8 protein-coding genes are annotated in these 13,752 nt (G+C 63.7%); 3 read left to right on the forward strand and 5 right to left on the reverse strand.

The window, feature by feature from the left end; translation table 11 throughout:
- Positions 1–94 precede the first annotated feature (94 nt).
- The gene (locus ACVT6V_RS26870) at positions 95–2,818 is read right to left on the reverse strand and encodes a hypothetical protein (protein WP_489897107.1); all 2,724 of its coding nucleotides are present in this window, start codon (positions 2,816–2,818) and stop codon (positions 95–97) included.
- A gap of 201 nt (positions 2,819–3,019) precedes the next feature.
- Here ACVT6V_RS26870 and ACVT6V_RS26875 point away from each other — a divergent pair, with 201 nt between their 5' ends.
- Both ACVT6V_RS26875 and ACVT6V_RS26880 read left to right on the forward strand, forming a co-directional pair.
- Complete coding sequence (locus ACVT6V_RS26875) at positions 3,020–6,535, forward strand: DEAD/DEAH box helicase (RefSeq protein WP_489897108.1); 3,516 nt, start codon at positions 3,020–3,022, stop codon at positions 6,533–6,535.
- A gap of 193 nt (positions 6,536–6,728) precedes the next feature.
- Positions 6,729–8,381, forward strand: a complete 1,653-nt coding sequence (locus tag ACVT6V_RS26880; protein ID WP_489897109.1) for a DUF6777 domain-containing protein — start codon at positions 6,729–6,731, stop codon at positions 8,379–8,381.
- Positions 8,382–9,051: 670 nt separating this feature from the next.
- On the opposite strand, the gene ACVT6V_RS26885 is transcribed toward ACVT6V_RS26880, so the two are convergent.
- From ACVT6V_RS26885 to ACVT6V_RS26900, 4 genes are all read right to left on the reverse strand, one after another.
- Complete coding sequence (locus ACVT6V_RS26885; protein ID WP_489897110.1) at positions 9,052–9,252, reverse strand: hypothetical protein; 201 nt, start codon at positions 9,250–9,252, stop codon at positions 9,052–9,054.
- Positions 9,253–9,329: 77 nt separating this feature from the next.
- Positions 9,330–9,746, reverse strand: a complete 417-nt coding sequence (locus tag ACVT6V_RS26890; RefSeq protein ID WP_489897111.1) for a hypothetical protein — start codon at positions 9,744–9,746, stop codon at positions 9,330–9,332.
- 198 nt (positions 9,747–9,944) lie between these two features.
- On the reverse strand, positions 9,945–10,481 hold the full coding sequence (locus ACVT6V_RS26895) for a hypothetical protein (protein WP_489897112.1): 537 nt from the start codon (positions 10,479–10,481) through the stop codon (positions 9,945–9,947).
- A gap of 112 nt (positions 10,482–10,593) precedes the next feature.
- Positions 10,594–11,391, reverse strand: coding sequence for a hypothetical protein (locus ACVT6V_RS26900; RefSeq protein WP_489897113.1), 798 nt, complete (start codon positions 11,389–11,391; stop codon positions 10,594–10,596).
- 200 nt (positions 11,392–11,591) lie between these two features.
- Here ACVT6V_RS26900 and ACVT6V_RS26905 point away from each other — a divergent pair, with 200 nt between their 5' ends.
- The gene (locus tag ACVT6V_RS26905; protein WP_489897114.1) at positions 11,592–13,712 is read left to right on the forward strand and encodes a hypothetical protein; all 2,121 of its coding nucleotides are present in this window, start codon (positions 11,592–11,594) and stop codon (positions 13,710–13,712) included.
- Positions 13,713–13,752: the final 40 nt, after the last annotated feature.

Raw genomic sequence — 13,752 nt, forward strand, 5'->3', positions numbered from 1 at the left:
AGTCACGTTGTCGTAGGTAGTCCGCTACTACATTTCCGGTGGCGGCTACCCCACCAGCACCCGCGACACACCATGGTCTGCATGTCCTCACAGGTCATGGATCGACGGGCGCCGTTCGGCTGCGTCCAGCAGCATCCGACGACTCACCCTCGGGTGCCGGCATGGTCATCACCGCTGTCAATTCTGTTCGCTGTCCTAAACTTTCGTCTCCGACGTTGTCGGCGTCGGCGGTCATCGCAGAAGGCGGCGGCCACAGCTTGTCGATCCACACATCCCAGGTCCGATCGGAGGTGTAGGCCGAATGCTGGCGGGTCACCGACTCCGGGTCGTCGCCCGGCGACGGATCCGGTAGCCACACCTCGCTGACCGTTTGGCCGTCGTCGACCGCAGTGGTCAACTCGAAGCACGGACCGTCGGCGACGGTGTCCGCCCCACTCTGCGGCGATCTCACGATGTCCCCACCCACATACGTCGTCAGCCCCCGACGACCCACATGGCAGAACACCCCGTCGCCGATGTAGTCGGTGAACCGGACCATGTTGATCCAGCGCCCCTTGAGCATCGATCGCAGCGCCACGTGCGAGGTGTGCCCGAGCGCCGTCGGGAACGCGCGACCATAGGCCCAGCCGAGTTGCGAACCGTAGGTGAGCAATCCGATCCGGGGCGGTTCGACTCGTTGGTCGACGTCGTCCCCGGGCGCGGTCGTCTCCTGGTGTTCTTCCCTGGCCATCTGCTCGGCCTTGGCCATCCACACCAGCCGGCACGCGACCGCATACATCAACAGCGAACCCTGACTGTGTCCGCCGAGGATCACCCGGTCGCCGTCGTTCAGCCGGTTCTTGACGTAGGCCTCGAGATCGCGAATCGCTCGCGGCGCATAGGCCGGCGGCACGAGAGGGTGTGCTTCGCGCGGCCAGAACGAGGCGAGGTCCCAGATCACGCCGAGGCTGCGCCCGTTCTTCTTCGGACTCTTCGCCGCGTTGTACACCGACCGCAGCAGGAACAGCGCCAGCACCACCAGCACCAGGATGCCGAGTGTCTGAATCCAGACAGTCTCCGCCACCCAGCCCGGGGAGAACTGCGCCACGACGGCCGAGACCATCGCCGCGGTCGCATAGATCCCCACCAGGCCCGGGATCATCGACTTGCCGGCCGCGAGGGTCCACCGGAACACCGGCCCACGCGTCCGCCTCACGCGAAGGACCCGCGCCATCGTGACCCTGGGCGCCCACAGCACGAACGCATCACGCCCGGTGAGCCGCGGGATGAGCATCGCCACGCTCACAATGACGACGATCAGCCCGGCACTGACCATCGCCGCCATGCCCCACATCCACGTGATGGCCGCATAGGGTCTGGGGGTCACCATGTTCGTGTCGTCGAGCGCACCTGCCGACAGCAGTTGAACCACCGACGTCCACATCTTTGCCACAATGTTCGTCGGCGCCGCCGCGGGCCTCGAATCCGTGACGACAGCACCGATGATGAGTTGGCTCAGCGCGACGCCGGCGCCGGAACCGAGGAGCACGCCGAGCGCTGCCACGAGCGGAGCATGCCAGCCCCGAAGCCAGGGCGCGACCGGTGACTGCTGTTGCCCCCGAAAGAGAACGATCGCGGCGGTCACCACGATCGCCGCTGCGAGCAGTACTGCCGCGACCACCAGCGCGGCGCCGATGACGTTCGACCCGCCGATCGAATGAATCGCCGAATCCGAATCTGCGCGTTGACTGTTCAGGGCGCTGTCGAGACGCCCCGGCAGCGTCCATGCGCAGATCCACCACAGGATCAGGAAGCTGGCGGCCACCCATCCGGCCGACCGCCACGACGTGAACGCCCACCACATGCGGCGTAGCAGCGGGAGTGTCGAGTTCGGGCCGCCGAACCGGTCCCGACCGCCGGAGGCACGGGGATCGTTGCAGGCTGCGGTGACCAGCGCGGCAATGCCGATGAGGACCAGCACAGTCCACTGCAGCCCGTTGTCCAACCTGCCGCCACCCACCATGAATGCGGCCGTCAGGATGCCCACGATGGCATGGGTGGTCAGCAGGAACGTGGCGCGTCCGTCGAAGGGCCGGACGAAATCGTCCGCTGCGATGGCCGGCGGCTGCCAGCCGCCATCGTCGATCGCCGACGGTGGGCGGTTCTCGGCGACCCGGTCCCGAAACCGCTCCACATAGGTTCGCTTCGAGTCTGCTTTCGATCCCGTCACTTCAGCGCGCAGGTCGTGGTCGTTGTCCCGCCACAGCGACACGAACGCACCCACCCCGAAGATGACGAGCAGCACAGCGAGGACGGCCCACGCACGCAGCGCCGAATTGTGAGCGCCCCACCAGTCGTTTCCCAACCACGTCCAGCACCGCGACGAGTGATCGCCCACCGTCAACTGCTGGCATTGACTGGCGAGCGCATCGGCCACGATGTAGGTGATCTGCGCGATGAGAACTGCTGTCAGAGCCAATCCGATCAATCGGAACAGCGCGCGAAGGATTTCCACCAACACCGTGAATCGTCTGGATTTGGGGTCGGGAACCATCCACGACGCCACGTTCACCAGTGCGAACGGCGCAAACAACGCCCAGATCGCCTGCACTTTCAGGCCGGAGGTCATCCCGCCCCACCGATAGGCGATTCGTTCGTGCCCGTGGGTTGCCACATGCTGCGGCTGGTCCGCACACGCCGCGAACTCTCCCTTGGAGTGCGGACTCGCATTCGGGTTCGGGACGGCCTTCACCCTCGTCGTGTCCAGGACGGTCGAGATCTCGGTGCCGCTCACGCCATGCGTGAGGACCTCGACCAGTCCTCCGCTCTGTCCTGTCACCGACGTCACCCTTCACTCCGTGGTGATCGCAAGCTCCGCCCGACATTCAGCGGCGCATCTGTTGATTTTCGACCTTTGCCGCCATATTGGGAATGCACCTACACCCGTTTGAATGACATTTCATCCTCAAACTGACACCGGCACCCACCCCCACCACCGCCAATTGCAATCCCCGACGCCCCGCAGTTCAATGAGCAAGACATGGGACAGGAGGCGTCGGTGGGCAGCGAGTACGTCGACAGCTACTCGGCGGAAAGCGGCATCGATGCCACGCTCTACCGCAGGCTGCGGACGTTCATCGGCACGGCCAAGGATCGCCTGTGGATCAAGGTCCCGTGGTGGGACACCTCCGACCCGGCACGCACCCTCCTCGACGACACGATCGCCGCGCACCGACGCCGCGTCGACGTCATCGTGCTCGCCCGACCCGAAGCCTCCAACGACGCGGCCCTGCGCCGCCTCCGCAGCGCCGGCGTTCGTGTGGTGACCGTCCGCAACCTGCACGAGAAGGTCCTACTGGCCGACGACCGCGTCCTGAACCATTCGACGAACTTCACGCGCAAGGAACTCGAGGTCAACGAGAACTCGGGGACGGTGCACACCGCACCGCAGTTGGTCGAGGCGTTCGAGGCGGGCTTCGACCTCATGATCGACAGCCAGGACCGGGTCACCGCGGGCGAGGAGACATGGACTCCGACGACGACCCTGATTCCGCCGCCGCTTCTCCCCTACCTGGATCGGTTCGATCGACTCAACCCGCTGCAGTCGAAGTCCGTTCCGACGGTGCTGAGCACCTCGGGCCATGTGATGGTCGTGGCGCCGACGAGTTCCGGGAAGACGCTGATCGGCGAGGTCGCCGCGCTCCGCTCGATCCTCCTCGAGAAGCGACCGGCGGTGTGGCTCTTGCCGGCGCGCGCTCTGGCTGCCGAAGTGGCCGCGACCGCCGCCCGTTGGCGCGATCACGGCATCAGTTCGATCGAGCTGACCGGCGAGACGAACCTGTCCAGCGAACGTATCCGCACCGCGCAACTATGGGTCGCGACCACTGAGAAGTTCGAATCACTCTACCGCCGTTCATCATTGAGATCGTTCCTGGACACTGTCGGCTGTCTGATCGTCGACGAGGTCCACTTGGTGGGCGACCGCGAACGGGGCGCCACCCTGGAGTCGCTGCTCGCGCGTCTGCGGGCGTCGGCTGAACGCACGCGGATCGTCGCGCTGTCGGCGACGGCGGCCAATGCCGACGAACTCGCCGCCTGGTTCAACGCTCAGCTCATCACGGTCAACTGGCGACCCACCAACCTCATCACCCAGTTCGTCACCTATGACTCACAATCCTCGGGCAGACCGTGGGCCGATGAGGAGGCCAAAGACGAGGCCCTGACCGAACTCATGCACGAGTTGTCCGACGACGGCGCCGATTCCACATCATCTGGGGCCACGGCGGGCAGTGTGCTGATCTTCTGCGGCAGCAAGAACGCGGTCCGACGCACCGCGGGCCTGCAAGCCGGGGTCCGCTACCGCGGCGTCGAGGACGACGCCCTGGTGGAACAGACCTTTCCGCGGGGCGTCGGCATCCATTTTCGGGACGCCCCGAAGGCCCAGCGGGCGCTGGCGGCATTCAATGCGCGACAGATCGACACCCTCGTGGCAACATCCGGCCTCTCGACCGGGGTGAACACACCGGCCCGCTCGGTCATCATCCGTGACCTGACGCTGGGGATGTCCGAGCTCGAGACCAGTCAGGCCCAGCAGATGCTCGGCCGTGCAGGCCGCGCCGGCCACGAATCCGAGGGCTTCGGCTTCATCCTCGTGCCGCGTGACGAGGAACTCGCCTGGCGGAGAAGACTTGTCGCCGGGTACCGCGTGAACAGCCGGCTCGTCGACCAGCTCGCCGACGCCGTGCTCGCCGAGATCCTCCTCGGCAGCATCGCCCACCGCGACGATGCGCAACTCTGGTACGAGGGCACCTACGCGTACGCCCAGACCAGCGAACGTCGCGACCTCACCGGCGTTCTCGACCAACTCATCCGCCACAGGCTGATCGACGAAACCGACGATGGCCTCCGGGTGACCGAGCTGGGCGCGCTGACCACCCGCCTCATGGTCGGGGTGGACGCGGCGTGCAATCTGCACGCCCACCTGTCCACACTGCCCACCCCTGTGGACGCGACCGACGCCGAGCACATCGTCATCGCGGCGATCGCCAACCAGGTACCGGCCATGAGTGAGTGGCCGGTCAATCCGAAGACCTACACGCAGTGGGTCGACGAGACCCTCGCCTCGACGCCGACCTTGAATCGTCGGCTCGACAACGATTTCGGCTCCCGGTTCTGCGCGGCCGCGGCCGCGGCGGCACTGTCGACGCCCGACCGGCTGCGGGTATCGGGTGCCGGGATGTCACGGTCGGAACTGGTCCGGGCCGTCGACGCGCTGCCGCGCTACCTGGGTTGGATTGCCGCGCTGGGCTACATCGGTTTCGGCACCTGGCAGCCGGTGGTCGCCGGCGACCTCGCCCGCCGCCTCACCTGGTGGCACCTCACACCACAGCCACGGCGCGGCAGTGGACGACTGCTCTGGTTCCTCGAGCATCTTCAGGAGCCCGATGCGCGCCGCACGCGGGTGCCGCTCCTGTGGCGGCGGGCGCGTGGTGCCGACTTCCTGGACCCGGATCGGATCAACTCGCCGCCCCGCGGAGTCGATCTCCCGCGCACCGAGTTCGAGCACCTGATACACAGCCGGGCACACCTGGAGTTGGGACCCGCAAACGACACCTCCGTCACGCTCGACACGGCACCGGCCGAGGCCCACCTGGTGGTCATCGGCAACGACGGCACAGCGCATGCGGAACTACGAACACCGACCGTTCCTCGGCACATCGATCTGCCCGTGCCGCGCTCGACCCGTTCCGCCTCGCTCGCCGCCGATCTGATCCTGTATGCGCGGCAGGGAGATGTCGCCTACCAGAACGCGACCGTCGACCTTCCCGAGACTCAGCAGTTCGCCGAGTCATCGGCCATCGAGGAGGCTCGCGACCTCATCGGCCGGCTGTCACCGCCGACAGCGGTGGTCACCAAACAGGGGCGTGTCCGAACCCGCGTCCAGGGCAAACGCAAACGTCTTCTCTCGGATCTGCTGCCGCAGATCACACCCGAACCGCAGCTGCTGCCGATCGCTGAAGTGTTGAGCGGCACCGGCGACGACGAAACACGCGTGGTCACTCTCCGCGCCGCCTTAGAAGAGCTGGTCAGTATCGACCGATCCGCCACCAGCGCGCCCCGACCGGCGGCCGCCGTGCTGAAAGCCGGAAGCGCAACGGCCCGCGAGTTTGAGTGCGTACTTCTCGCGCTCGCCGGAGCCCTCGACATCGAGGTGGGTGCCGCGATGACCGATCACGGGACCCTCGTTGCGCTGGTCCATCTCGGCGACGCATGGCGAACCGCCACACCCGTGGACGACGATCAGATCATCAGCAAACCACTCGTACCCGAGTCCCTGCCACCGATCATGAGCCCGATCGGCCTCATCCCGGCCAAATCGACGGCTCCGGCCCGACCGCTGTTCGGGTGGCTGGCGGAGTTCACGCCCTCTTCCGGCGTTCCGCGGAACGTCCGCACCAACCGGACGGACGTCGAACACGTGACGGCGAGACATGCGGCGAACCTGCACGTATCACCACAACAGACGGAGCCTCCGGCCAGAGTTCACCCAAACTGACTACCCCACCGTTCATCCTTTGATACGAATCTGACCACACTGAACCCATACCGGTTGTGTGATCGCAAATCCGATGTTTCGATCAGCGCACACCGCCGTGGCGACGGTTATCGGGCGTGAGACAAGAGTTTCGGGGGATCACGCTCGGCCTCGGCACCTTCTGAGACGACTGTGCGCCAGAGAAAGCCGAGCGATGACCTACCCCGGTAACCCCAATCCCTATCCCCCGATGCCCTCGCCCGCCGCGGCGACGCACAAGCGCCGCAACCTGACTCTGATCCTCGGCGCGATCGCCGCGGTGCTGGTCCTGGTGCTGAGCACACTGATCGTCCTGACCGTCAAGTCCGAGGACGGCAACCCGCTGACGCCCGCGTTGCGTCTGTTCGGCGTGGGCGATACCCCCGAGGACCCGTTCACCCCGTCGGTTGCGCTCACGAATCGTCAGCTGCCCGATGGGATTCGGATGGCCGCCGAGCGCGGCGCGCAAAACCGTGGGGTCCGCACGGTGAACGGGACCCAGGCAGGCCTGTACGGCGCAGGCAATTCCGCAAGCTGTGACGTTGCCGCACTGGGTAATTCCCTGGCCAATGATCCGACGTCGGCCCGAGCCTGGGCCAGTGTCTTCGGGATCAATCCGAGCGACATCCCCTACTACCTCAACACCCTCACGCCGGTGGTGCTCACCGCCGACACCTGGGTGACCAACCACACCTATCACAGCGAGACCGCGTACGCGTTCCAGTCGGTGCTGCAGGCGGGCACACCCATCCTCGTCGACGGCGCAGGTGTACCCCGTGCGGTGTGCAGCTGCGGCAACCCGCTGGCACCGCCCGCGGCGACGCCGGTCGGAGGCTATCGGATCGTCGGCACCACCTGGCCCGGATACCAGACCCGGCAGGTGGTGCGCGTCGCCTACAACACCGAGAATGTCACCGTCGTCAACAACACCACAGTCGTTGCGCCCGCCGCGGATCCGACCGCGGCACGGGCGACGGCTGCGCTGTCGTTGATCAACGTCGACACCGCGCAGATGTTCACCCGCACCGTCGGCAACGTGCTCAACCTCGCCGGCCTGCCACCGCAGAGCGGGGCACTCCCGACACCCGCAACGTTGAACGTGCCGTTCACCGCCGGCTCCGACGAACAAGCTGCCCAGAACGGTCTCGCCGCAGCCGGCAGCACCCAGGCCGCCGACGACGTCCAGGCGCGCGCAGAGGAGAACGGCGACAACCCGGAGGTCAGCGGCTCGTCCGATGCTTCCGCAGCTGACACCTCCGGAGAGTCGACGGCAGCCGGCGAGTCCCGGGCTGCGGCGGCCGCACCACCCACCGCGGCATCGGAGGCGACCTCCACCGAGGCGCCACGCCCGACACCGACCACCTTCACCGGAGCCGGCGAACAGATCGGCAGCCTGTCGTTCGACAAGGACGGCCGCTCGGTGACCTGCACGGTGCCGGCCGAACCCTCGACCGCACCTCGACTCGCCTTGACCTGCAGCGACTCCGTCGCCCGCGAGGTATCGACGTCGGCGCTGCTGAGCTCCCAGGTCGCCTCGGCCACCGACAGCGCCGGAGTCTGGACCGTTTCGCTGACACCGCTCAGCCCTGCCGGCCCCGGCACCCCGACCACCGTCGCGTCCGCCTCGTGGCGGGCCCTTCCGGAGACCAGCACACCGACAACCACGGAAACCACCGAAACCACCGAGGCACCGGCACCGCCGGTCACCGAGGAACCGACCGTCGAAACCACGACTCCGGAGGTTGAGACAACGACGGAGGAGCCGACCACCGAGACCACGACTGAGGAGACGACGACTACCACGACGACGGAGGCTGCTACTCCGTAAGTGTCAAGGCTGGCGCTTGACACTTCCCGGGGGTCCCAGCAGTCTTCTCTGAGATGGGCTAAGAAATCATGTTTCCTATCGCTCACCATTGGACATGACGTGACGAACTCCTGGTTGCCGTTGTTGAGAGAGATTTCGTAAAGCATTTGATAGTCGAAGAACCTTCCGACTACGTCCTCTTGTACCGAATAGGCGCGATCATGAGCAGCTCTGGTCGTGTAACGACCGTATCCGGTTATCGCCAAGCGCCGCAGTATCGAGCAAGAATTCGAAACCTGCTCTGATACTGATGCACAGCGATCAGGTGCAGGCAGGGTCGATAGTAATTGTTCCGAGTTCCGAACCCTCAATCTTCGCGTGAACATGGTGCTCGATCGACAAGCAATCGCCAATTCAACGAACTGGCCCGTAGCCTCTTCAGTAACGTCGGCAGCCTGCTGGTCATCGACAGTCAGGAGCCTGTCATATGCGAACAGTCCTGAGGATTCCTGATTTCCCGCTCCCGGCCCCCGTAGAAATGAATCTCCGGGGTGCCCGAGGCGGGCGATGGATCACGGAGAATCAGCGGAACGACTGAATCGTCGAAGACCGCGTCCGCGTCGATAGTCATCGGCGATACAACCGGCTTTTGGTCGAGGCGACCGGCGCGGGCCCTGGACTCGCGGCCCGCTCAGACTTTCCCAAACTGGGTTTCCAGTAGCCGCCGAGCGATTCGAGTTGTCTGCGGCATCGACGGATCGAGTTGGGTACGCACCTCTTGAAGGCGTACCAGGTCGACACGGGTGGACTCAGTCTGCACTTCAGCCGCGACTCGCGCCATCAGCGTGCTGATCGCCTCCTGGACAATTTCGTACTCCAGCAGGTCACTCATCGGCCGTCCGTCCAGTGCGTTGGAATCGCGCGGATTATAACACCACACTGAGCTTTGTGTCAACCGGCCAGAACCGCTCAAGCCAGCGGCTCCACGATGGTCACCGCCGACGGCGGCCGCCGCACTTCGATACCGCACCGTCGGGCCGCGACCGTCAGGCTGACCGACTCCCGATGTGGCGCCCCGGGCCACCCGGCGTCACCCATCTCTCCGAAGATGGCGACCGCGATCGCCTCGGGATCGGGACTGAAGCGGGTCTCGTAGCGGATGCCATCGGCGACACCGGCCAACGCCGTCGCCCACTGTTGCGGCACGTCGTACGGCGTCATCGTGCACAGCTCTCGGGGGACCCCGAATTCCGCAGCCGACGGCGCGGTGTTATTGGCGACGGGATGGTCCCGGGGCAGCCGCAGCCGCGACACCTGTCTGCCACCAGCGAATTCGGCCGTGATGTAACCGAACTCGATGAGCTCAGGGCCGATCGCTTTTCGCACCGCGGCTACCTCGCTCAGCCCCAGGTAACAGGTGCCGCGTGGCGGGGCGAGGTCGAAACGCCCATCTCCGGTGCCGCTGAACCACCACGATCCACGGCTGTTGCGATGGCAGGTAGAGGTCGATGTCGGTGGTGAGCTCGGTGACCGGAAATGGGTCGAGCGGTGGTGCCGGCGGTTTCTGATACGGGCTTTGCCGTTTCATGCACTCCACCGGGCGGTCACGCGTCGGGCCGCCGCGAGCACCTCGTCGATGCTTCGGCCATTGGTCAGCCACGTCACCGGCGTGCCCCCGTCAAGACCCGAGTTCGGACTGCACATCCATGCTGCGGCCGTCCAGGGGTCTGCGTCGACGGCCAGTACCGCCCACACCTCCGACATCCCGTCGATCAAGGTGGCGTCGCCTGCGAACTGCCAGGTGGGAAACACCCAGGTGCGACTGGCGTCGGCTAGCTGGCAACCGATCAACCGGCAGCTGCGCAACCGTTTCACGACGGCCGACTTGGTGATGCCCAGGAACGCAATAACACCCTGCACGTCATAGAACGGGCCGATCAGCCCGTCGTGGGGGTCGCCCAGCGGGAGCGCCGCGATCATGCGATCGGCCAGAGTGTCGTGATCGTCGAGCACCGACGTCACGTCGACCCCGGCGCGCTCAGCTCGCCGCAGACGATCCTGCAGACGGAGCGCGAACGCCCGCGTGAGCGTAGCGACCTGGTCATCGGTCGACTTGGACACCACTCCACCGGACAATGGAAACACCTAGATCGTACACCGCGTACACCAAGCAGCTCGTCCATTTTCCTGGTGGCGAAATGACCGACGAAAGCCGAGGACGAACAGCGGTGGTTCAGGAACTGACGTCCAACTCGAGCCACGCCCTATCGTCGTAACTCACCTGGCCAAGTCCCACACCCTTGGTCATAGGGGGATCATCGATCATCATCGGATCGGACCGAATACGTTCCTGCAATGCGCTCTCGGTCTGCTCGTGGGATCCAAGCAGTTGTGGGTATCCGTCGCTCGCCAGAACTAGTCGTTTTCTGGTGCTGGACACTGGTATCCGATGCAGAAAACGTTCAGGTACATGTCGGCCGTCAATGCGACCGAAGCAGAGGGAATCTGGACGGTCGAGGTTGGCGAGATTGCCCTCGGATTTCAGCAACGGCAGGATCATCTCACGTCCGACATCTCGGTCGCGGAGTGAGTCGACAGATGCCGTTACCAAGCTGGCCCGCAGGTGTGCGGCGCGTGCGCCCGCCGCCCGAAATTCGATTTCATGGCCGAACTGATGAACCTCTTCGTCAAGCATGACCCACCCATCCCCGACGACCCACACCTCACGATGAATCGCTGAGTAGATCAGTGCACTTGCGAACGGGGATGGTTCATCGTCGTGCCGAAGAGATGCGACGCACGCGGTCAATTCATCGATTGACTCGCGGGCATTGGCAGCAGGCAACACTCCTCGAAGGCCCGCTTCCAGGGCCAGCCCAGCTCGCAAGCCTGGGCTATCACCTACAAAAGCCCCCTTCGCGGTCCCTCCGTCGAAGATCGCGTAGAACGGGTCGGCAACTGCCACCCGGTCCTCGTTCTTCGATGAATCACCCCAGCGCCCACAGGTGAACGACCTGATGACAGCAGTCATTCGTCCTACCTCCCAAATTGTCTGATCGCATTCTGCACCCCATGACCGTCAGCGGCACCGAGCCCACACTGCCTGCACGTAACGTTCGTCGTATCGTTAGACCGTGCTCACCTCCGGTCCAGCTGGAAGCCTCGACGGGGCGAGGTCGAACACTCAAGCATGCAAGTTCACCCCAGACTGGCGACGAGGTATAAGCGTAAGTGTCTAAGACGACCGCCCCGCATTCTGAAATGGTAAGTAACCGGCGAATCAAGCTCATACGGCGGTGGCACAGAAAGTTCTTCGGCAAGCACGATCCGCGCGCGGAGTATTGGCGGCGGTTCATTTGGTTCTTCAATCACGACAAAAAAGAGTTCGCTTGGCCATTAGTGTGGAGCGGCGCGGGCTTGGCGCTGTCCGTATTGTCACTGCTTCCAGAATTTCACGACATAGCTCTTGGCTGGCATTTGCTCAAGAGATTTACCCTGCTGGCGGGATTGGGATCGCTCGCCTTAGGATATATCTTGATGCGCCGATCGGTCCGCAGTCTAATGAAGAAGGCTGACGACGTGAAGCGGGGGAAAGTATACCCCGAAGATTATGAATACCTACCCCCGTACTCAGATTGGCGAAATTCTAAGAACGGAGATAGTGCGGGTTGGCGTCACGACGACCTACTGGATGAGTGGCTATTCAGTCGCCCGATAATCGGTTTGATAAATAAAGAAGGATGGCTGCGTAGATGGGTGCCAGTCGGTAATTCGAAACACCACTGGACCCTATGGGGTGGACGGAAAGACGCAATTAACGAATGGAAAGTCAGGCTTGCTAGCGACCTCTACGCTGGTGTCGAGAAAGTCGAGATAGAAAGGACTGACTATCCGTCGTCGATAGTCACCAATCACCTGTGCTTACGCACCTTAAGGATCGAAAACCAGCCCAAGATAGAATTTAAAAGCGTTGGCCTTACTCCGGACGATAGGATACCCACTCTATCTGAAAGCAACTGCTCGAATCACATAGGCGGCGATCTGCTCGTAGTCGCTCCGGGAATCGTGTGGTTGACCGAGTCCGAGAAGGACAGTGAGATGGAGTCCGAACGCCATCACTGTTCCGCCAGTGGTAGCTTCGACTGGGATTCTGATCGCATATACCAAAGAGATCTACTTGGCTTGGTCGAATCCGGACTCAGGCGGGAGCTTACCGAGGAAGCGCGATTTACAGAAGAAGCGGCGGCTGCAGGCGATGTTCGTATCGTGCGATACGCGCGCGCTACGTATTCGGGCGGTAAGCCGCAATTTCTCGCACTGTGTCGGTATCCGAACAGAAATCCGGATCTTTCCGAGCTCGGAGATGAATTCACCGCTGCCGTGGAACAGGTAGCCTTTGAGCCAGAAGCTGGGATTCGGGGCCTGGTTGCGGCGCTCGACAATTATCACACGGATGGTAGTGGTCAGGCGAAACGCCAGTTCAGTAGGCCTCTTGCCATGTGTGTGGAACTCCTTCGCGAGCTTGCGGACGGGCGTGGCAATCAAGACATTGTCGACTGGCTGACAAAGGATTGGAATTGGGACAGGTCCCTCTCGTTCCATGTCATCCCAGTTGGCAATTCCCTTCTGGATTTCGCTGCCAAGCACCAGACCCCAGTCGTTCAGAAGGCGCTCGCCCTTGGCGACGCTGAGATCCGAAGCTATCTTCGGAAAAGCGCGCACTCAGCGGCCGGAGCTCCGATCCTGTTCGAAGATCTTGACCCAGACTTCATGAAGGAAACAAGCTCTTTAAGGGACACGCCAGATGCGTGTGCCGAGTGGGCTTCCGTCAGCCTTGAGGGCGAGGGCTACGACGACTCTCGTAGCGATCGAATATACGTACTGCTAGCGAATGCCACCGCTGAGGGCCTGCAAGCAGCACTGGGCGTGGCTACCCGCTTTGCATCCCGCAAAGGCTTTTACTACATCGACGGTAAGGATGGTATTTCACTCGACAGGTTCGAGCCTGGCAATGTGTATGTGTGTCGCATCCCGGGGCTGAAGCGGGGCGAGGAACTTCCCCAGCGCGCACGGACTTCCCTCGAACTTGTAGGTCGAGCGATTACCGATGCCGCGTCACGTGTCGCCGGCATGGGGAAAGACGGCCGTATCGTGTTTCACTTCAACGCTGATTACGGCAAAATGGACGCACGCATGATCGATGTCGCAGATGAGGCCACTTGGAGCCTGGACCAACCAGAGTCCGCCGGTTGGTCCGTACACAAGGTTATGGCCCACAAGGTCACGGAGTGCGCGGGCGACCCAGGTAGGTGGATGCTCACTCGACAGAAAGTCGGTAGCTTAGACCGGTGAGTGCTGCGGCGCGATCGAACTACGTGGCCGGCCTACCGCC

The organism is Gordonia sp. LMA167 (genome assembly GCF_058130025.1).